The sequence below is a fragment of the Stutzerimonas sp. Brlt_14 genome, assembly GCF_051948915.1.
Taxonomy (GTDB): domain Bacteria; phylum Pseudomonadota; class Gammaproteobacteria; order Pseudomonadales; family Pseudomonadaceae; genus Stutzerimonas; species Stutzerimonas stutzeri.
Genome location: NZ_JAYJLM010000006.1, coordinates 139,255 through 158,730 on the forward strand (window position 1 = coordinate 139,255; position 19,476 = coordinate 158,730).

At 65.8% G+C, this 19,476-nt stretch carries 18 protein-coding genes and 1 pseudogene; 8 read left to right on the forward strand and 11 right to left on the reverse strand.

The window, feature by feature from the left end; genetic code table 11:
• Positions 1-41: 41 nt before the first annotated feature.
• The 4 genes from VF716_RS15830 to gap form a co-directional block, all read right to left on the reverse strand.
• On the reverse strand, positions 42-1,544 hold the full coding sequence (locus tag VF716_RS15830) for a CoA-acylating methylmalonate-semialdehyde dehydrogenase (RefSeq protein WP_125866326.1): 1,503 nt from the start codon (positions 1,542-1,544) through the stop codon (positions 42-44).
• Positions 1,545-1,548: 4 nt separating this feature from the next.
• A complete protein-coding gene (locus VF716_RS15835) occupies positions 1,549-2,715 on the reverse strand; it encodes an iron-containing alcohol dehydrogenase (RefSeq protein ID WP_125866327.1) in 1,167 nt (388 codons plus the stop codon).
• 159 nt (positions 2,716-2,874) lie between these two features.
• On the reverse strand, positions 2,875-3,462 hold the full coding sequence (locus tag VF716_RS15840) for a cyclodeaminase/cyclohydrolase family protein (RefSeq protein ID WP_256043804.1): 588 nt from the start codon (positions 3,460-3,462) through the stop codon (positions 2,875-2,877).
• Complete coding sequence (gene gap, locus VF716_RS15845) at positions 3,459-4,469, reverse strand: type I glyceraldehyde-3-phosphate dehydrogenase (RefSeq protein ID WP_440552796.1); 1,011 nt, start codon at positions 4,467-4,469, stop codon at positions 3,459-3,461. Before gap ends, VF716_RS15840 begins: the two co-directional genes overlap by 4 nt.
• 186 nt (positions 4,470-4,655) lie before the next feature.
• On the opposite strand from gap, the gene VF716_RS15850 reads away from it, so the two are divergent.
• The 4 genes and pseudogenes from VF716_RS15850 to VF716_RS15865 all read left to right on the forward strand — a co-directional run bounded on the left by VF716_RS15850 (position 4,656) and on the right by VF716_RS15865 (position 9,121).
• Positions 4,656-6,191 carry an alpha-amylase family glycosyl hydrolase gene (locus tag VF716_RS15850; RefSeq protein WP_017246165.1) on the forward strand — a complete coding sequence of 512 codons (1,536 nt, stop codon included), beginning with the start codon at positions 4,656-4,658 and terminating at the stop codon, positions 6,189-6,191.
• Positions 6,192-6,193: 2 nt separating this feature from the next.
• Positions 6,194-7,818: pseudogene (locus VF716_RS15855) on the forward strand (alpha-amylase family protein).
• A 9-nt stretch (positions 7,819-7,827) separates the two neighbouring features.
• The gene (locus VF716_RS15860) at positions 7,828-8,412 is read left to right on the forward strand and encodes a 3-keto-disaccharide hydrolase (protein WP_049326231.1); all 585 of its coding nucleotides are present in this window, start codon (positions 7,828-7,830) and stop codon (positions 8,410-8,412) included.
• A gap of 136 nt (positions 8,413-8,548) precedes the next feature.
• Positions 8,549-9,121: a xanthine phosphoribosyltransferase gene (locus VF716_RS15865; protein ID WP_013981607.1), complete on the forward strand. Its 573-nt coding sequence runs from the start codon at positions 8,549-8,551 to the stop codon at positions 9,119-9,121.
• A 17-nt stretch (positions 9,122-9,138) separates the two neighbouring features.
• Here VF716_RS15865 and VF716_RS15870 read toward each other — a convergent pair whose 3' ends face one another.
• The 5 genes from VF716_RS15870 to dadA all read right to left on the reverse strand — a co-directional run bounded on the left by VF716_RS15870 (position 9,139) and on the right by dadA (position 12,701).
• Positions 9,139-9,675: a cupin domain-containing protein gene (locus tag VF716_RS15870; RefSeq protein WP_049340597.1), complete on the reverse strand. Its 537-nt coding sequence runs from the start codon at positions 9,673-9,675 to the stop codon at positions 9,139-9,141.
• Between the two features lie 133 nt (positions 9,676-9,808).
• Positions 9,809-10,234: a c-type cytochrome gene (locus tag VF716_RS15875; RefSeq protein WP_011911719.1), complete on the reverse strand. Its 426-nt coding sequence runs from the start codon at positions 10,232-10,234 to the stop codon at positions 9,809-9,811.
• Positions 10,235-10,393: 159 nt separating this feature from the next.
• Positions 10,394-10,942 (reverse strand): cupin domain-containing protein, encoded by a 549-nt coding sequence (locus VF716_RS15880; RefSeq protein WP_011911718.1) that lies wholly within the window; start codon positions 10,940-10,942, stop codon positions 10,394-10,396.
• A 111-nt stretch (positions 10,943-11,053) separates the two neighbouring features.
• Positions 11,054-11,428 (reverse strand): RidA family protein, encoded by a 375-nt coding sequence (locus tag VF716_RS15885; RefSeq protein ID WP_014595665.1) that lies wholly within the window; start codon positions 11,426-11,428, stop codon positions 11,054-11,056.
• Positions 11,403-12,701 (reverse strand): D-amino acid dehydrogenase, encoded by a 1,299-nt coding sequence (gene dadA, locus VF716_RS15890; RefSeq protein ID WP_197860984.1) that lies wholly within the window; start codon positions 12,699-12,701, stop codon positions 11,403-11,405. The genes VF716_RS15885 and dadA overlap by 26 nt, the downstream gene beginning before the upstream one ends.
• Before the next feature lie 147 nt (positions 12,702-12,848).
• Here dadA and VF716_RS15895 point away from each other — a divergent pair, with 147 nt between their 5' ends.
• The 4 genes from VF716_RS15895 (at position 12,849) to VF716_RS15910 (ending at position 17,323) form a co-directional block, all read left to right on the forward strand.
• A complete protein-coding gene (locus tag VF716_RS15895) occupies positions 12,849-13,337 on the forward strand; it encodes an Lrp/AsnC ligand binding domain-containing protein (protein WP_003295466.1) in 489 nt (162 codons plus the stop codon).
• A gap of 103 nt (positions 13,338-13,440) precedes the next feature.
• The gene (locus VF716_RS15900) at positions 13,441-14,775 is read left to right on the forward strand and encodes an NAD(P)/FAD-dependent oxidoreductase (RefSeq protein ID WP_049326229.1); all 1,335 of its coding nucleotides are present in this window, start codon (positions 13,441-13,443) and stop codon (positions 14,773-14,775) included.
• A 60-nt stretch (positions 14,776-14,835) separates the two neighbouring features.
• On the forward strand, positions 14,836-16,383 hold the full coding sequence (locus VF716_RS15905; RefSeq protein WP_041755261.1) for a phospholipase D family protein: 1,548 nt from the start codon (positions 14,836-14,838) through the stop codon (positions 16,381-16,383).
• A 202-nt stretch (positions 16,384-16,585) separates the two neighbouring features.
• A complete protein-coding gene (locus VF716_RS15910) occupies positions 16,586-17,323 on the forward strand; it encodes a hypothetical protein (RefSeq protein ID WP_011911714.1) in 738 nt (245 codons plus the stop codon).
• 6 nt (positions 17,324-17,329) lie between these two features.
• Here VF716_RS15910 and VF716_RS15915 read toward each other — a convergent pair whose 3' ends face one another.
• Both VF716_RS15915 and VF716_RS15920 read right to left on the reverse strand, forming a co-directional pair.
• Positions 17,330-17,854 (reverse strand): Mpo1 family 2-hydroxy fatty acid dioxygenase, encoded by a 525-nt coding sequence (locus tag VF716_RS15915; RefSeq protein ID WP_013981601.1) that lies wholly within the window; start codon positions 17,852-17,854, stop codon positions 17,330-17,332.
• Positions 17,855-17,955: 101 nt separating this feature from the next.
• Positions 17,956-19,368 (reverse strand): methyl-accepting chemotaxis protein, encoded by a 1,413-nt coding sequence (locus tag VF716_RS15920; protein WP_440552797.1) that lies wholly within the window; start codon positions 19,366-19,368, stop codon positions 17,956-17,958.
• Positions 19,369-19,476 lie beyond the last annotated feature (108 nt).

The window sequence follows — 19,476 nt, forward strand, 5'->3', positions numbered from 1 at the left end:
GTGTAGCGACCGGCACCGCCAGTGCAACGGTACCGCGCGGGCTACTTCATGGTCGGCATGGCGAACTCGGTGCCGGCACGGATACCGGTGGGCCAGCGCCGGGTCACGGTCTTCATCCGGGTGAAGAAACGCACCCCATCCGGGCCGTGCATGTTCAGCGGGCCGAACACCGAGCGCTTCCAGCCGCCGAAGCAATGGAAGGCCATCGGCACCGGAATCGGCACGTTGACGCCAACCATGCCAACCTTGACGTTCTCCTCGAACTGCCGCGCGGTATCGCCGTCACGGGTGAAGATCGAAGTGCCGTTGCCGAACTCGTGGTCGTTGATCAGCTGCAGCGCCTCGTCGAACGACGCAACCCGCACCACGGCCAGCACCGGGCCGAAGATCTCCTCGCGGTAGATGCGCATGCTCGGCGTGACCCGGTCGAACAGCGTCGGGCCGACATAGAAGCCTTTCTCGTAGCCCTCGACCTTGATGCCGCGGCCGTCGCAGACCAGCGTTGCACCTTCCTCCACGCCCAGATCGATGTAGCCGCTGACCTTCTGCTGGTGCTCGCGGGTCACCAGCGGGCCCATGTGCGGCTCGGGCTCGACGCCCAGGCCCGGGCCGGTGCGCATCTGGCTGATTTCGCTTTTGAGCATTTCGACCAGCTTGTCAGCCACCTCGTCGCCGACGCACACCGCTACGGAAATCGCCATGCAGCGCTCGCCGGCAGAGCCGTAGGCCGCGCCCATCAGCGAGCTGACCACCTGCTGCGGATCGGCGTCGGGCATCACCACCATGTGGTTCTTCGCCCCGCCCAGCGCCTGGCAGCGCTTGCCGTGGGCCGAGGCGGTGGCATAGATGTATTCGGCGATGGGCGTCGAGCCGACGAAGCTGACCGATTGCACCCGCTCATCGGTGAGCAGCACGTCCACCGCCTCCTTGTCGCCGTTGACGATGTTCAGCACACCAGCCGGCAGCCCCGCCTCGGCCAGCAGTTCGCCGATCAGCATCGTCGCGCTGGGGTCTTTTTCCGAGGGCTTCAAGACGAAGGTGTTACCGCAGGCGATGGCCACCGGCAGCATCCACAGCGGCACCATGGCCGGGAAGTTGAACGGGGTGATCCCGGCGCAGACACCGAGCGGCTGCATCAGCGAATTCGAATCGATGTCGCGGCCGACGTTGGAAGAAAACTCGCCCTTGAGCAGATGCGGGATGCCGCAGGCAAACTCCACCACTTCCAGCCCGCGGGTCACTTCGCCCTGGGCGTCGGAAAACACCTTGCCGTGCTCGCTGGTGATCAAGCGGGCGACGTCGTCGCGGCGGCGCTCGAGCAGTTCCTTGAAGCGGAACATGACCCGCGCGCGCACCAGCGGCGGCGTCTTCGACCAACCATCGAAGGCGGCCTGGGCAGCGGCAATCGCTTCGCGGGTTTCGTCCGCCGAGGACAGCGAGACATACAGGCGCGGCTCACCGGTGGCCGGGTTGTAGACGGTGGCATGGCGCTCGGAGCGGCCGGCGACGGCCTCGTTGTTGATCAGGTTGCCGAGGGTCTGCATGGCTTCACTCCTGGTTCCAGACGGTTTCGTAGAGGTCGATGATTTCCGCTTCCGTGGGCACGCGCGGGTTGTTGCCAGGCGAGCCGGAGGCCAGCGCCTGCTTGGCCATGGTCGCGCGCAGCTCGAAGAAGCGTTCGCGGGCGATGCCGAATTGTTCCGGGCTCGGCACTTTCAGTTCCTGATTGATCGCCCGCAGCTCGGCGAGCAGCTTGTCGTTCGCCACTTCGACGCTGTCGGTCTGTGCGGCGACGCCCATGGCCCGCGCGCAGTCGGCGTAGCGCTCGGGCGCCGCGGGAATCGAGAAAGCGGTGATCGCCGGCAGCAGCATGGCGTTGGACAGCCCGTGCGGCACGTGGAAGAAGGCACCGATCGGCCGGCTCATGCCGTGCACCAGCGCCACCGAGGCGTTGGAGAAGGCGATTCCGGCCAGGGTCGCGCCGAGCATCATCGCTTCACGCGCGGCGCGGTCGTCCGGCTGGTGGAAGGCTGTGCGCAGGTTCGGCGCCAAGAGGCGCATGGCTTCCAGCGCCTGAGAGTCGCTGTAGAGGCTCGCCTTGCGGCTGACATAGGCTTCGATGGCGTGGGTCAGCGCGTCGATGCCGGTGTCGGCGGTGACCCGCGGCGGCAGCGAGAGGGTCAGCTCGTAGTCGATCAGCGCGGCGATGGGCATGAAGCCGAGGCCCGCGCAGAGCATTTTCTCGTCGCTGGTCTCGTCGGTGATGATGGTGAAACGCGTCGCCTCCGAGCCGGTGCCGGCGGTGGTGGGGATGGCGATCAGCGGCAGGCCGGCTTCGCTGACATCGCGCGGGAAGCGGTAGTCGCGCATCTCGCCGCCGAACTTGCCGAGGATGCCGATGGCCTTGGCCGAATCGATCGGGCTGCCGCCGCCGAGGGCGACGATGGAATCGAAATCGCCCTGGCGGACCATTTCGACGCCGGCGCGAATGGAGGCAGCGGTCGGTTCGGGCAGGGTATCGGCGAAGCACTGGCTGGCGATGCCGGCCTCTTCCAGCTGACCGGCGATGCGCGCGACATAGCCGAGCTCGACCATCATGCGGTCGGTGACGATCAGCGGGCGACTGCAGCCCAGTTCCTGCAACACGCGGGCGAGTTGCCCGCTGGCGCCAGCGCCGACTTCCATCAGGCGCGGCAGGACGATGCGGTGGCTCATGAGCATTCTCCGAGGTGGGCCGCCTGAGGCATGGCGACTTCTTATTCTGAGACTTTATGTCTCACTATCGAGCCTGGAGAGTAGAAAGCGAATGGGTAGACGTCAATAAAAAACGAGACCGACGGTCTCGTTTTATTTGCTGCGCAGTGTGCGCGCTGATCAAACCGAACGTTGCCGATGCCGCTCCACTGCCATGGCCAGCCGCTCGGCCCGCACCTGCACTCGCTCGCGCGCCTGCGCGTCGTCCAGCCCTTGCAGGTCGGCGTCGACATTGAGCAGCACGGCATCGACACAGGCGACCAGCAACAGGACGGCAGCCTCGACGTCGCACCGTAGCGCGGGGTCGACCAGCAGCAAGGCACGCTCGGCAATGCCCAGCGCCTCGATACAGGCATGGGCCGTGGCCAGCGGCACAGCACAGGCCTGGCGCGCCGCCGAGGACGCCAAGCGATCATCGTGCTGATCCTTGAGCACCTCGCGGAACACCGCCACATCGTCGTCGGCAAAGGCACCAGGACGGCCGAGCAGTGCCCGCGCCTCGTCGAGCAACGCGCTGCAGCGGTCATCGTCACGCTGCCCGGCCGTGACCCGCAGCGCCTTGACGATCAGCGCTACGGCGAGGTCCGCGGTCACCGCCGCGACCGCGCCGCAGCCGGGCAGCGCGCGCTCGGCCACGGCATTGCGAAACTGCGCGAGGGGCAGTTGCCAGAGCCCCTGCCCCACACCAGGTCGGTCGGCGTCGGTCATCCGGCGTTGGCGCCTTGCCAGTGCAGCAGCACATCGAGCATGCGGTTGGAGAAGCCCCACTCGTTGTCGTACCAGGCCATCACCTTGACCAGCTCACCCTGCACGCGGGTCTGGCTGAGGTCGGCGACGCAGGAGGCGGGATAGCCGTTGAAGTCGCAGGACACCAGCGCCTCGTCGTTGCACTCCATCACACCGGCCGGCAGCTTCTGCGCACCGTCGCGCAGGATCTGGTTGATCGCCTCGACGCTTGCCGGCGCGTTCTCGGCGATGAAGGTCAGGTCCACCAGCGAGACGTTCGGCGTCGGCACACGCACCGACAGCCCGTCCAGCCGCCCGGCCAGTTCCGGAAGCACCAGGCCGATGGCCTTCGCCGCACCGGTGGTGGACGGAATCATCGACAGCCCGGCGGCGCGGGCTCGATAGAGGTCCTTGTGGGCCTTGTCCAGCAGGTTCTGGTCGTTGGTGTAGGAGTGCACGGTGTTGAGCAGCCCCTGGCGGATGCCGACCGCCTCGTGCAGCACCTTGGCCAGTGGTGCCAGGCAATTGGTGGTGCACGAGGCGTTGGAGATCACCCGCTGATCGGCCAGCAGCTGATGGTTCACGCCGTAGACCACGGTCAGGTCGCCGCCATCCAGCGGATGCGAGGCGAACACCCGGCTGGCACCGGCCTGCAGGTGCTGCTCGATGGCCGCGCGCTGCTTGAACTTGCCGGTGCACTCGAGCACCACATCGACGCCCAGCTCCTTCCACGGCAGTTGGGTGGCGTCGCGTTCGGCCAGCAGGCGGATGGACTGACCGCGTACCACCATCGAGTCGCCCTCGAGCGTCACCGGCTCGGGAAAACGACCGAAGGTCGAGTCGAAACGGGTCAGGTGCACCAGCGTGTTGTGTTCGCTGAGGTCGTTGATGGCGACCACCTGCACCTGATTCTGCAGTCCGCGCTCGAACAACGCGCGCACCACCGCGCGACCGATACGCCCATACCCATTGATGGCAATACGCAGCATGGCAAATCTCCTCGGAGGGGTTGAAAGTCAGTCGTTAGCTTAGGCGCAGTATCCACCCTTGCGTTCTCCATGAACCGACCGGGATCAAGGGAAGTGGCGAACCCGTGTCCCGCTTGCCAGTCGTATGGCTGACGAGGCGGCGTTGCCGAGCCGCCGCGACCTCAGACGAATCAGGGGGTACGCTGCATGAGCGAGACAACGCGAACGCCGTGGTGGATGGGTGCGACCGTTTATCAGATCTACCCGCGATCCTTCGCTGACAGCAACGGCGACGGCATCGGCGACCTCCAGGGCGTACTGCGGCACCTCGACTACCTCAAGCGGCTGGGGGTCGATGCCCTGTGGCTATCGCCGATCTTCCGCTCGCCGATGGCCGATGCCGGCTACGACATCAGCGACTACTGCGACATCGACCCGCTGTTCGGCTCGCTGGCCGACATCGACCGGCTGATCGCAGAGGCCCATGCCCGCGATATTCGCGTGCTGCTGGACTTCGTGCCCAATCACACCTCCGACGAGCATCCCTGGTTCGTCGAGTCGCGCAGCTCGCGGGACAACCCCAAGCGCGACTGGTACATCTGGCGGGACCAGCCGAACAACTGGCGCGCTGCGCTGGGTGCCGGCAGCGCCTGGACCTGGGACGAGCACACCCAGCAGTACTACCTGCACCTGTTCCTGGCCAAGCAGCCGGACCTGAACTGGCGCAACCCCGAAGTGGTCGCGGCAATGCACGACGTGCTGCGCTTCTGGCTCGATCGCGGCATCGATGGCTTTCGCATCGACGTCATTCACTGCACCGGCAAGGATCCGAGCTTCGCCGACGATCCGCGCTGCCAGGCCGGTCAGCCGCTGTCGGATTTCAACGACCAGCCCTACAGCCACGAGGTGCTGCGCGGCCTGCGCAAGCTGGTCGACAGTTATCCCGGTGATCGCATGCTGGTCGGCGAGGTGAACATCCGCTCCACCGAGCGCGTGCTGCAGTACTACGGCGCCGGCGATGAGCTGCACCTGGCCTTCAACTTCAATCCGCTCGATGCGCCCTGGGACCCGGTGCTGTTTCGCACCTGCATCCGTGAGGTCGAGCACTGGCTGCAGCCGGCCGGCGCCTGGCCGACCTGGGTGCTGTCCAACCACGACAATGTGCGCCAGCGCAGCCGCTACCAGGGCTCCGAGCGCGCCGCCCGCGCTGCCGCGGTGCTGTTGCTGACGCTGCGCGGCACACCGTTCATCTACCAGGGCGAGGAACTGGGCCTGGAAGACGCACACATCGCCGACGAGGCGCGCATCGACCCGGGCGGCCGCGACGGCTGTCGTGCTCCCATTCCCTGGCTGGCCGAACCGCCCCATGACTGGAATGGCGCGTCACCCTGGCTGCCCTTTCCGCCCGATGCCGACGAGCTGGCCGCGGAACGGCAGGTCGGCGCGGCGAACTCGATGTTCGCCCTCTATCAGCGCCTGCTCGCAGCGCGCAAGGCCAGCCCGGCGCTGCTGCACGGCGACTTCGAGGAACTGCCCTCGCACCCCGAGGTGCTCGCCTACCGCCGGCAGCTGGGCGATGACCTGCGGCTGGTCTGCATCAATTTCGCCGAAGCGGCGCATGCCTGCCCGCAGAGTGGCGACTGGACGGTGGAAATCGCCAGCGACGGCCTCGGCGAAGGCGAGCCCTATGCCGGTACCCTGAACCCGGGCCAGGCACTCGTACTGCGCCCCACGGAGGCCTGACCATGCGCCCGCTCTGGTACCGCAACGCGGTGATCTATCAGATCGACCCCTCGCTGTTCCGTGACAGCAACGGCGATGGCTGCGGCGATCTGCGCGGCATCACCGAGCGCCTCGACTACATTTTCGCGGCCTCGGTTGCACCGCGATCTGGCTCATGCCCTTCTACCAGTCGCCATTCGAGGATGCCGGCTACGACATCAGCGACCATCTGCAGGTGGCCGAGCGCTTCGGCGACCTGGCCGACATCGTTGCCCTGCTGGAGAAGGCCGAGGAACTGGGTCTGCACGTGATCATCGAGCTGGTCGTGCAGCATACCTCCAGCGAACACCGCTGGTTCCAGGAAGCGCGCCGCGACCGCGATTCGCCCTATCGCGACTACTACATCTGGGCCGACGAGCCGGACGACGCCATCGGGCCGATCTTTCCCACGGTGGAAGACAGCGTCTGGACCTGGGACGAGCAGGCCGGCCAGTACTATCGCCATCTGTTCTACAAGCATGAGCCGGACCTGGACCTGACCAACCCGCGGGTGATCCACGAGATCGAGCGGATCATGTCGTTCTGGCTACGCCTGGGCGTGTCGGGCTTTCGCATCGACGCCGCGGTGCACATGGTGCGCCAGGCCGGCGGTGGCGACCTGCGCCAGGGTTACTGGCTGCTGGAACACATGCGCGACTTCGTCACAATGCGCCGCCCGGAGACTGTATTGCTCGGCGAGATCGATACCGATCCGGAGAAGTACATCGAGTACTTCGGTGACGAGGCCGACCGCGTCACCCTGCTGCTGGATTTCTGGGTCAACAACCATCTGTTCCTCGCCCTCGCCAGGCAGCAGGCCGAGCCGCTCTGTCGCGCGCTGAACAGCCAGCCGCTGCCACCCAGCCATTCGCAATACGCCCTGTGGATTCGCAACCACGACGAGCTGAGCCTGGACCGGCTGGAGGAGGATGAGCGCAACGAGGTGCTGGATACCTTTGCCCCCGACCAGAACATGCGCGCCTACAACCGCGGTATTCGCCGACGCCTGGCGCCCATGCTCGACGGCGACGAGCGACGCATCGCCGCCACCCACGCCCTGCTCTTCTCCCTGCCCGGCACGCCGATCATCCGCTACGGCGAGGAAATCGGCATGGGCGACGATCTCGAGCGCCCGGAACGGCTGGCGGTGCGCACGCCGATGCAGTGGTCCAACGAGCCCAACGCCGGCTTCTCCTGCATCGACGCGCAACGGCTGATCGCCCCGGTGATCGATGAAGGGCCCTTCGCCTTCGACAGGGTCAACGTATTCGCCCAGACCCTGCGCAGCGACTCACTGATGGCGCGCACCGGCAACATGATCCGCACCCGCATCGGCCTGCGCGAGATCGGCATCGGCAAGCGGCGCACGGTGGAGGTGGACGACCCGAGCGTGTTCGCCATTCGCCACGACAACGATTCCACGGTGCTGATGCTGGTGAATCTGGCGGACCGCGAGACCACCGTGACGATCACCGACGACGACCTGCAGGACATGGTCGATGTACTCGCCGACTGCGACTACGGGCAGCCCGAGGGCACCCCGCTCCAGCTGCGGCTGGGGCCGTACGGCTACCGCTGGCTGCGGCGCAAGCAGCAACTGTTCGGATAGGAGCGACGCATGATTCTCGACGCAACACAGTGGCGTGCCTGGCACGGCGCCGATTTTCCCGAGGGCAGCTGGTACCGCGACGAGGAGCAGCTGTGCGCCATCGTCGGTGCGCCGCGGATCGACCTGATATCCCGCGAGCGCTACGCGAACTTCATCCTGCGTTTCGAATACGCGCTGCCGGTCGGCGGCAACTCCGGGGTGTTCTACCGCGTCGACGAGGCCGCCGAACTCGCCTGGCACAGCGGGCCGGAAATGCAGCTGCTGGACGATGCCGTGCATCCTGACGGCGCCGAGCCGACCACACGCAACGGCGCCCTGTACGGCCTGCGGGCAACGCAGCAGGAAACGCCGATCGAACCGGGCAGTTTCATGGAAGGCGCGCTGGTGGTTCGCGACGCGGACGTCGAACACTGGCTGGACAACCGCATGGTGCTTTCTTATCGCCTGGATGACCCGGATCTGCGCATGCAGATTCGGACCAGCAAGTTCGCCGACAAGCCGTTGTATGCACAGGCCACCGCCGGCCACATCGTGCTGCAGCACCATGGCGAGGCCGTGCGCTTTCGCCGCCTGTCGATCGAACCGCTCAGCTGAACGTCGCCCTTGGATCGGCGCCGCGAATTGAGCGAGAATGCGCGGCTTTTCCAGGCTGCGAAACGCAGTGACGGCAGAAGCGCCACCGCGCCGAGCGTCAGGCAAGCCGCGGCCGCCCACGCTTGAGGTAGCGTTCGTGGAACAGCTGAAAGATAAGATTCGCAGTCATGGCATCGTGCTTTCCGACCGGGTTCTCAAGGTCGACGCGTTCCTCAATCACCAGATCGACCCGGTGCTGATGCAGGCCATCGGCCGAGAATTCGCTCGTCGCTTCCGCGATGACGGGATCACCAAGATCGTCACCATCGAGGCCTCGGGCATCGCACCGGCCGTGATGGCCGGCCTGGAGCTGGGCGTACCGGTGATCTTCGCCCGCAAGCATCAGTCGCTGACCCTGCATGACAACCTGCTCACCGCGACCGTCTATTCGTTTACCAAGCAGGTGGAAAGCACCATCGCTGTATCGACGCAGCACCTGTCTGCCAACGATCGCGTGCTGATCATCGACGACTTCCTGGCCAACGGCAAAGCCGCCAAGGGCCTGATCTCGATCATCAACCAGGCCGGTGCCAGCATCGCCGGTCTCGGCATCGTCATCGAGAAATCCTTCCAGACCGGTCGCAAGGAACTGGAAGAGGCTGGCTACCGCGTCGAGTCACTCGCCCGGGTCGCCTCGCTGGCCGATGGCGCGGTGCAGTTCATCGACTGAGCGCGACCGGCGCCGACTCATCGGCTGACAGGCACGGCCTCCCCGCGCCAGAGCGTCACCAGTGCGCCCTGCGTGCCGGCCAGCGGATCGCTGACGGGCACGCCGACGCGGGCGATGCGTGCCCGCGAGGCATCATGGCTGGCCGCATCGGGGCGCTGCATGTCGTACTGCTGGTCCAGCGGATAACCGGCTACCACCTGAAAATCCTCGCTGGCCTCCAGTGCGCAATGGCCAGTGCCGGCAGGCAATACCAGCGCATCGCCGGCACGCAGCTCGACTTCCTCGCCTTTCTCCCCGCCGAGCATCAGCCGCGCCCAGCCGCTGGCCACGCCGAGCACTTCGTGGGCGGTGGAATGGTAATGGTGGTAGTCGTAAACCGTTCCGCGCCAGGCGGAGGGCCACAGATGGCTGTCGAACAATCGCTCGAACGCCTCGGCCGGGCTCGGCCCCGGCAAGGGTAGCTGGCGATAGATCAGCACCGGGTGCGGGCTGTTGGGCGTGCGCCCGTCACTGCAGAGCTGCAGCTGTTCGGGATGCGGTGCGGTACTGGGCATGCGGGGCCTCCTGCTCGGGTCGATGAGTCAGGCCGATCGGCCTATCGGTTTCGACTCGAGGCAGCCGCGCTTTGCTCCCTCCAGAAACGACAAAGCCGCCCGGAGGCGGCTTTGCTGATGACGCGGCGCTCGATCAGAGGCCGGACATGTGCTGGATGGCGGCCTTCAGCTCGTCATCGGAGCAGTCGCCACAGGTGCCCTTCGGCGGCATGGCGTTGATGCCGCTGATGGCGTGCTTGAGCAGGCCGTCCAGACCACCGGCAGCGTCGGCACGGGCGGACCAGGCGGCGCTGTCACCGGTCTTCGGTGCGTTCAACAGACCGGAGCCGTGGCAGGCAGTGCAGAACTTGCCATACACGTCGGAACCGCTGCGAGCTGCACCACCGGCGGCTGCGGCAGCACCGGCACCAGCGGCTGCGCACTCTTCACCTTGGATACATACTTCGCCCACCGGCTTGAGGCGCTCGGCGATTGCTTCGTCGGTCGCAGCCTGAGCGCTCATTGCCCACAGGGCCAATACGGCAGTCTGTGCTACCAGGATCTTCTTAATCAGGTTCACCTTACACCCTCATTGTGGCTAGACACGCCCGCGGCCACGGTATCGCGAGCGGCGGTCAGTATACCGGCAAGCCATGCCGGCTGAAACAATACGAAAGGCCCAGCTATTCCCAGCGACGCTTTGTCGCATCGAACTTTCGAACGAGACGCGCTGCCCGCGTTAGAAATTCGCCGGTGTGGTGGCGCTGATCAGCCGCGCCGGCACATCGAACGGATTGCGGAAACGATGCGGCTTGCTGCTCTCGAAGTAATAGCTGTCGCCGCTTTCCAGCACGTAGACCTGGCCGCTCACCGTCAGCTCCAGGCGCCCCTCGACCAGCATGCCGGCCTCTTCGCCCTGGTGCGACAGCATGTCCATGCCGGTATCGGAGCCCGGCGGATAGGTTTCGTCGAGAAAGGCGATGGCACGACCGGGGTGCGCCTTGCCCACCAGCTTCATGCTCACCGCGCCGTCGGAAATATCGATCAGTTCGCTGCCCTTGTAGACCACCTGGGTATCGCTGTCCTGATCGAAGTCAGGGGAAAAGAATTCCACCAGCGACATCGGAATGCCGCTCAGCACCTTTTTCAGCGAGCTGATGGACGGGCTGACGCTGTTCTTCTCGATCATGGAAATGGTGCTGTTGGTGACGCCGGCGCGCTTGGCGAGTTCGCGCTGGGACAGGCCCTTGAGCTTGCGGATGGTTTGCAGTCGAACACCGACGTCCAATACGGGAGCCCCCTTTCAAGAGCGAAGCGATGAGGGGGCTTATGATGGCAATGGCGTTCAGAATTTACAACACGCGTACCGGCGGCTCGTCGCGCGGCACGCGGCCGATGGTCAGAGTACCGGGCCTGCCAAGTCAGGCATCGCAGCGACGACCGTGATTTCCACCCGCACATCAGGGGCGTACATCAGTGCCTGAACGGTGGTCCGCGCCGGCGCGGTGCCCGAGGGCAGCCAGGCGTCCCATACCTCGTTCATCCCGGCATAGTCGCCCGCGATATCCTTGAGGTGGATGGTCGCCGAGAGCAGGCGGGCCTTGCTGGTGCCCGCCTCGTCCAGCAGGCGTTCGATGCTGGCGAGCGTCTCGCGGGTCTGCTGACGGATGTCTCCGGTCAGGTCATCGGCCAGTTGCCCGGACAGATAGACCGCGCCGTTGTGGATCACCGCCTCGCTGTAGCGCGTCTCAGTGTGCAGCCGCCGGATGGGCATGTTTGTGATTCTCCTTGTGCTTGCCGTAACGGAAAATATCCAGGCCCTCGGTGCTGATCTGCGGGCGCTTGGAGGCGAGCAGATCGGCGAGCACCCGGCCAGAGCCGCAGGCCATGGTCCAGCCCAGTGTGCCGTGACCGGTGTTGAGGAACAGGTTGCGATATGGGGTCGCGCCGATGATCGGTGTGCCATCGGGCGTGGCCGGTCGCAGGCCGCTCCAGAATACCGCGTCGGACGGATCCCCGCCCTGCGGATAGAGGTCGCCCACCACCATTTCGAGGGTCTCCCGCCGACGCGGGTTGAGCGACAGGTCGTGGCCGGCGATCTCCGCCATGCCACCGACGCGGATGCGCTGGTCGAAGCGGGTAATGGCGACCTTATAGGTCTCGTCGAGCACGGTGGACTGCGGCGCCATCGCTGGATCGCTGATCGGCACGGTCAGCGAATAGCCCTTGAGCGGGTAGACCGGCGCGCGGATGCCCAGCGGCTTGAGAATCTGCGGGCTGTAGCTGCCCAAGGCCAGCACGTAGCGATCGGCAGTTTCCAGCTTTCCGTCGATCCACACCCCGGCGATGCGGTCGCCGGCATGTTCCAGACGCTGGATGTTCTGCTCGAAACGGAACTCGACGCCCAGGGCTCGGGCCATCTCCGCCAGGCGGGTGGTGAAGAGCTGGCAGTCACCGGTCTGGTCGTTGGGCAGACGCAGGGCCCCACTGAGCTTGTGCGAGACCTTGGCCAGGGCGGGTTCGACCCGTGCGATACCGGCGCGATCGAGCAGTTCGTACGGCACGCCGGAGCGCTCCAGCACGGCGATGTCCTTGGCCGCTGCATCCAGCTGGGCCTGAGTGCGGAACAGCTGCGTGGTACCGAGCTGGCGCCCTTCGTAGGCGATACCGGTTTCGGCGCGCAGCTCGTCGAGGCAGTCGCGACTGTACTCGGACAATCGCACCATGCGCTCCTTGTTCACCGCATAACGCGCCGCAGTGCAGTTGCGCAGCATCTGCGCCATCCAAAGGTACTGGTCGATATCACCGGTAAGCTTGATGGCCAGCGGCGCATGACGCTGCAGCAGCCACTTCATCGCCTTCAGCGGCACACCCGGTGCGGCCCAGGGAGAGGCATAACCCGGCGACACCTGGCCGGCATTGGCGAAGCTGGTTTCCATTGCCACGGCCGGTTGCCGATCGACCACAACCACCTCGAAACCGGCCCGCGCCAGATAGTAGGCGCTGGCGGTGCCGACGACTCCGCTACCCAGTACCAGTACACGCATTGCAGCCTCCCGCCCGCTCGAACAGGCTTTTCCGGATTCACTATTGATTCGGAGTATAAAAAGGCTGAAGCAGTGTTATTCACCATATAAAAAGCTATCTTTGGCCATAATTCACGCCAGAGCCGCTTTATTTGGAGCGTATTTCCCTTGCGAACTCGCCATCAGACCCGACGCGAACTGGACAAGATCGATCGTCATATCCTGCGCATCCTGCAAGCCGAGGGGCGTCTGCCGTTCACCGAACTGGGCGAGCGCGTCGGCCTGTCCACCACGCCCTGCACCGAGCGGGTCCGGCGCCTTGAGCGCGAGGGCATCATCATGGGCTATTCGGCGCGGCTGAATCCGCAGCATCTGAAGGCCGGTCTGCTGGTGTTCGTCGAGATCAGCCTGGCGTACAAGTCCGGCGACATTTTCGAGGAATTCCGCCGCGCGGTGCTCAAGCTACCCCATGTACTGGAGTGCCATCTGGTGTCCGGTGATTTCGATTACCTGGTCAAAGCGCGCATTTCGGAGATGGCCTCCTACCGCAAGCTGCTTGGCGACATCCTGCTGAAGCTGCCCCACGTGCGGGAATCGAAGAGTTATATCGTGATGGAAGAGATCAAGGAGTCCCTCGACCTGCCGGTCCCGGACTAGAGCCTCCGGGTGCACATCCGGACGTACCGGGACAAGCCAGTCGTGGCACCGTCGGTCCAGCTCGCCTTTGCCCCGCGGCACCGCTCCGGTCTACCCTAGGAAGATGCAGACCTTTCATGACACTTCAGTGAATCATCGTGCATCCGCTTCGAACACCAGCGACCATGCACCTTCCTACTATGCCGCGAGCGTCAACCGCGAGCTGTCCTTCGAGCCCCTGCAGGGCGAACAGCGGGCCGACGTGTGCATCGTCGGTGGCGGCTTCTCCGGCCTCAATACCGCCATCGAACTGGCCGAACGCGGGCTCAGCGTCATCCTGCTGGAAGCGCACTGCATCGGCTGGGGCGCCAGCGGGCGCAACGGCGGCCAGCTGATCCGCGGCGTCGGCCATGATGTCGAGCAGTTCACCAACATCCTCGGCGAAGAGGGTGTGGATGAGCTCAAGCGCATGGGCTTCGAGGCGGTGGAGATCGTTCGCCAGCGCATCGAACGCTATGCCATCGATTGCGACCTGACCTGGGGTTATTGCGACCTGGCAACCAAGCCGCGTCACCTCAAGGGCTTCGACGAGGACTATTCCGACCTGCTGCGCCTGGGTTATCCGCATCCGCTGCAACGGGTATCGCGACCGAACCTGGCCACCGTGATCGGCTCGCAGCGTTACCTCGGCGGCCTGCTGGATATGGGCTCCGGGCACCTGCACCCGCTGAATCTGGCGCTTGGCGAGGCGGCCGCGGCGCAGTCGCTGGGCGTACGCCTGTTCGAGCATTCGAAGGTCGAACGCATCGAGTATGGCCAGCAGGTCAAGGTCCACACGGCCAATGGCGTGGTGCAGGCAGAAACCCTGGTGCTCGCCTGCAACGCCTACCTCAACGGCCTGCAGCCGAAGCTCGCCGGCAAAGTGCTGCCGGCCGGCAGTTACATCATCGCCACCGAGCGCCTGCCCGAACCGCTGTGCCGCGAACTGCTGCCGCAGAATACGGCAGTCTGCGACCAGCGCGTGGCGCTCGACTACTTCCGCCTCTCGGCTGACGGCCGTCTGCTGTTCGGCGGCGCCTGCCACTATTCGGGCCGCGACCCGAAAGACATTGCCGCCTACATGCAGCCGAAGATGCTCGAGGTGTTCCCGCAGCTGATCGGCATCGGCATCGACTACCAGTGGGGCGGCATGATCGGCATCGGCGCCAATCGCCTGCCGCAGATCGGGCGCCTGCCCGAGCAGCCCAACGTGTTCTACGCCCAGGCGTATTCCGGGCACGGGCTGAATGCCACTCATCTGGCTGGTCGCCTGCTGGCCGAAGCCATCACGGCGCAGCAGAGCCATGGCTTCGATCTGTTCGCCAAGGTGCCGCACCCGACCTTTCCCGGTGGCCGCCTGCTGCGCTCGCCGCTGCTGGCCATGGGCATGCTCTGGTATCGGCTGAAGGATCGCTTCTGAATTTTCCGACGAAGCGCAGCGTCCAAGCATGGAACGAATGGATGCAGACCCGGAGAAACCTTGCGCGCCTATCTGACGCTGTTGCTGCTCGTGCTGCTGGCCGGTTGCGCCAGCCATCCAGCCCCGACCGAGTCCTACTCGGTCGCCCCCGACGCCTCTCCCCTCGGCCGGCGGATACAGCAGCTCGCTGCCTCCCAGCCGGACGGCTACTCCGGCTTTCGCCTGCTGGCCGAGAGCACCGAGGCCTTCACGGCCCGCAGCGAAATGATCCGCGCCGCCCAGCTCAGCCTGGACGTGCAGTACTACATCGTCCATGACGGCCTGACCACCCGCGCACTCATCGACGAGCTGCTGCAGGCGGCTGACCGTGGCGTTCGTGTACGCCTGCTGCTGGACGACACCACCAGCGACGGCCAGGACTACCGCATCGGCGCCCTCGCCGCCCATCCCAACGTCCAGATCCGCGTCTTCAACCCGCTGCACCTGGGCCGCAGCAACGCGATTACCCGAACCATGGGCCGCCTGCTGCACCTGTCGTTGCAGCATCGGCGCATGCACAACAAGCTCATGCTGGTCGACGGCAGCCTGGCCATCGTTGGCGGGCGCAACCTGGGGGACGAGTACTTCGAGGCCGACCAGGCGATGAACTTCACCGACATCGACCTGCTTGGCGCCGGCCCGGTGGCCGAGCAGCTGGCGCGGAGTTTCGACGAGTACTGGAACAATCAGCTGAGCGTGCCGATCCAGCGCTTTCTCTGGTGGCAACCGAAGGCCAGCGGCCTGGACAAGGCCCGCCGGCAACTGCGCGACTACCTGCAGCAGGCGCGGCAGGACAACAGCGAGCAGTACCAGCGGTTGATGCAGTACAAACAGGAGCCGCAGCTGCAGCAATGGCTCGATGAGCTCATCTGGGCACCGGGCGAGGCGATGTGGGATGCCCCGGAGAAGCTGCTCGCCGAGGGCATACCGGCCACCTCGCTGCTGCTGACCACTCAGCTGGCACCGACCATGCAAGCGGTGAGCCGCGAGCTGACACTGATATCGGCCTACTTCGTGCCGACCGCCAGTGGCGTGGAGTACCTGGCCGAGCGCGCCGGTGCGGGGGTGACGGTACGCATCCTCACCAATTCGCTGGAGGCGACCGACGTGCCGGCCGTGCACGGTGGTTATGCACCCTACCGCCGCGAACTGCTGGAGCATGGCGTGCGCCTGTTCGAGCTGCGCCGGCAGCCGCAACAGGAGCCGTCCTACAGCTTTCTCGGCGAGTCCGAATCCAGCCTGCACAGCAAGGCGGCAGTGTTCGATCAGGAAAAGGTATTCATCGGCTCGCTGAATTTCGATCCGCGCTCGGTGCTCTGGAACAGCGAAGTCGGCGTGCTGGTGGAAAGCCATGAGCTGGCCCGCGAGGTCCATCGCCTGACCCTGGAGGGCATGTCGCCCGCGCTCAGCTACGAGGTACGCCTGGAGGAGCGCGACGGGCGCCAGCAGCTGGTCTGGATCGCCGAGGACGGCGGTCGCCTGCGCGTGCTGGAGAAGGAGCCCGGCGGGCTCTGGCGACGCTTCAACGCCTGGTTCGCCGACGTGATCGGACTGGAGAAGATGCTCTAGCATCCGCTCTGGACCGCCCTGCCGCCGGTGACTGCACAGCGAGTACCTGCCGGCGCGTCAGCTGCAGCACATCTCCGCCCTTCTGTCCTCCCCCTGCAAATCATTCTTTGGGGTGATACCAGATAGCCAGTGGTCCGTTAGGCTCAGGAATGCTGCTGCCACGCACGCATCGCTTCTATAAAAATAAAAAAGGAGCACGACAATGGACCGTTTCACTCGCTTCTGGTTATTGCTGATCCTCGGCATGCTGCCCGGCCTCACCGAGGCTGCCGAGCCGACCACCCCGCTGCAGAACATGCAGATTCACGCCAACCGCGCCACCAGCAGCCTGCTGCTCTACCGTGGCGAAGGGTTTCAGAAGGCACACCTGCTGCGCTTGGAAGACGATCTGCGGGCGCTGAACGCCGCCCTGATGCAGGTACCCAACCCCACCAGCGCATTACGCGAAAGCCATCAGGAACTGCTGGCCCGGCTTCGCGAAGGTGCGAGCTTCGGCACCGCCGAAGACGACATGCCCTGGGGCTTTCCGCTGCAGATGAGCAAGGCGCTACGCGATTTCCTCACGGCCGTGCGCGCCCAGCAGGGCGCCGACAGCCAGGCCGAACTGCCGGCCAAGGTCGAATACCTTGCCGTGCAATACCTCAGCCGCGCCTATATCGGCTCCTTCGAGATCGCCCGCGAACAGCCGGATACCTACCTCGGCCAGGATGAGCGCCACCTGGTGCCGGCCATCGACGCCCAGCTCGCCGAGCTGGACGGCAAGCGCGACCCGCTGTTGGCCAAGCTCAAGACCCGCTGGGATTTCCTCCGGGTGGCGCTGCAGGACATGAACAGCGCCAGCAACAACCTCACCACCGCCTCGGGCCGCCCGTTCGCGCCGATCATGGTCGACCGCCATACGCGCAGCCTCAGCGACCAGTGGATGGCCGCCAAGCCCTGAGGACCCTCAGCCGTGAGCGGCCGAGTGGCGCAGACGCACCGGCCCGACCCGCGCCTCGATGGCGAGGCGCAGCGGCTCGCGCAACCCGAGCATGAAGCCGAGCTCGGCCGCGACGAACAGCGGCCCGATGATCAGCCCGCTGAGGTCGTCGACGAACGCCGGCTTGCGCCCCTCGAAATAGTGGCCGACGAACTGGATGATCCAGCCCACTACGAACAGCCCCACGCCGATACCCAGCCAGAGCGCCGTGCCCGCTCCGGCGGTCAGCGCACCCAGCCACAGGCAGAGCGCCAGCACGGCGCTCATCAGCATGCCGTAGCGCAGGTCCAGACGCAGATAGAACAGCGCGGCGACAAGCGACACCAGCGCCGCCGGACTGAGCCACAGGCCCGCCCAGGCGATGCCGGGGCGCGACAGCAGCACGGCCACGGCCACCACGATCAGGGGAATGCCAACGAAATGGGTGAGCAGGTTGCGCGGGTCGCGGTGGTAGGCCGCGTATTGCGCGAGGTGATCGGTGAGCGTCTTCATCGGCTGCATCTCCGCAGAACCAGTAGCGAGCAAGCTTAGTCGCTTCCTGGCCCGTGCAGCTGCACAGGGCCAGGGCGATCGCGCCAACCTCGGGATCGGCCTTATTGCTCGGGGCGATAGCCCAGGCGCAGCCCACCCCAGTGGCGCCCGCGAACCATGATCGGCACCGACAGATCATGCATCAGCTCGCCGGTGTCGCGACTGTAGGTCTGCAACAGCAGGCGCCGCTGATGACTGCCGCAGCGGCCGCCGGTGCGATCGTTGAACAGCCGCTTGCTGCGGCTCTTGACCCGATCGATCTCCGGATTGCCCACCGGCGGCTGGCTGAAGGCCCGGTTGTGGGTCGGCACATAGCCTTCCGGGGTCGTCGCGATGGCGTAGACCAGTGCCGGATGCCGCTGCAGCAGCGGCTCCTGGATCGCTGGCAGAACCTCGTCGGCATACTTGTCGAAGCGCGTCTGGTACTTCACCGGGTCGGTATTGGGCAGCGCCCGGTAGTTGCGATCGAAGAGATCATCGAGGCTGACCCTCCCGGCCTGGATGTCCGCCTCGAACCGCTCGGCGATGGCCGCAGCACCCTGCCGCGCCAGGTCGAACATGGCCTGGTGATAGTCGTCCAGCTGCACCTCGGCGAGCTGCTCGCTGGCACTCTCGGCCTGGGCCACCAGCCGCTCGGCGGCCTGCTCCAGCTGGCGGGTCTGTTTCTCGCTGTCCAGTGCGTCGGCGCGCAGCTGGTCGAGGGCGACGAACTGCCCGGTCAGGCGCTGATGGTTGTCGGCGGTGCCGGTGGTGATCTGCTCCACCTGGGACTCGACGCTGCCGGCCAGCCCGGCGATGCCGCTGAGCTGCTCGCCGGTGGTGGCGATCTGCTCGGCGGCGGCGTCCAGCTCGCCGGCGCGGGCGGCCTCGATGGCGGCGTTGAGCGCGAGCAGATTGGTCTGGCTGGCAATGGACTGGATCACGTCGGTGATCCGGCGAATCTCTTCGGTGCGGGCGGACAGGCCGTCGATCAGCTCGCGACTGGCATGGGTCTGCGCGCTGAGCTGCTGCATCCGCTCGATGGCGCGCTGCAACTCGGCCTGACCGGCATCGCTGCGCTGGCGCACCGACTGCGCGGCGTCCAGCGTGTGTCGGGCGCGCTCGGCGCTGTCCTGCTCGGTGGCCGCAATCGCCTCGGCACCGTTGGCGATTTCGCTCACTGCCTTGAGCTGCGACTGCAGGCGGCTGGCGAGCTGCTCGGCGCTGAAGGCGACCTGAGCGGCGGAAAGCGCGTTGTGGCAGGTGTTGCGCGACAGATTCTTGGTCAGCTCACTGAACGCCGGCGGCGTATCGGCAGCCGTCGCGCCGTCGTCTGCCGCGCGCCAGACGGTGAACCAGGGCCATAGAGCCGCGGCGAGCAGCAACAGCGCCGTCAACAGCAGGGGCGGGGCAAGCCAGTAATGCATGAGCAGCAGACCGACGATCAGCGCTACATGGAACACGATGGCCTTGGGGTGGCGGTTGGCGGGGCTCATGGACGGGCCTCTTGTTCTTGTCGGATTGATCCGACGTTGTACCCACAGCCTCCGACAAAGAACAGTAGTGCCTTAGTAGCACCGTGCCGTTATCGAAGGCTCACCCCA

Excerpts from the sequence above, each read along its gene's own strand:
- VF716_RS15830 (WP_125866326.1), bottom strand. The coding sequence starts at position 1,544 with ATGCAGACCCTCGGCAACCTGATCAACAACGAGGCCGTCGCCGGCCGC.
- VF716_RS15835 (WP_125866327.1), bottom strand. The coding sequence starts at position 2,715 with ATGAGCCACCGCATCGTCCTGCCGCGCCTGATGGAAGTCGGCGCTGGC.
- VF716_RS15840 (WP_256043804.1), bottom strand. The coding sequence starts at position 3,462 with ATGACCGACGCCGACCGACCTGGTGTGGGGCAGGGGCTCTGGCAACTG.
- gap (WP_440552796.1), bottom strand. The coding sequence starts at position 4,469 with ATGCTGCGTATTGCCATCAATGGGTATGGGCGTATCGGTCGCGCGGTG.
- VF716_RS15850 (WP_017246165.1), top strand. The coding sequence starts at position 4,656 with ATGAGCGAGACAACGCGAACGCCGTGGTGGATGGGTGCGACCGTTTAT.
- VF716_RS15860 (WP_049326231.1), top strand. The coding sequence starts at position 7,828 with ATGATTCTCGACGCAACACAGTGGCGTGCCTGGCACGGCGCCGATTTT.
- VF716_RS15870 (WP_049340597.1), bottom strand. The coding sequence starts at position 9,675 with ATGCCCAGTACCGCACCGCATCCCGAACAGCTGCAGCTCTGCAGTGAC.
- VF716_RS15885 (WP_014595665.1), bottom strand. The coding sequence starts at position 11,428 with ATGCCCATCCGGCGGCTGCACACTGAGACGCGCTACAGCGAGGCGGTG.
- dadA (WP_197860984.1), bottom strand. The coding sequence starts at position 12,701 with ATGCGTGTACTGGTACTGGGTAGCGGAGTCGTCGGCACCGCCAGCGCC.
- VF716_RS15900 (WP_049326229.1), top strand. The coding sequence starts at position 13,441 with ATGCAGACCTTTCATGACACTTCAGTGAATCATCGTGCATCCGCTTCG.
- VF716_RS15910 (WP_011911714.1), top strand. The coding sequence starts at position 16,586 with ATGGACCGTTTCACTCGCTTCTGGTTATTGCTGATCCTCGGCATGCTG.
- VF716_RS15915 (WP_013981601.1), bottom strand. The coding sequence starts at position 17,854 with ATGAAGACGCTCACCGATCACCTCGCGCAATACGCGGCCTACCACCGC.
- VF716_RS15920 (WP_440552797.1), bottom strand. The coding sequence starts at position 19,368 with ATGAGCCCCGCCAACCGCCACCCCAAGGCCATCGTGTTCCATGTAGCG.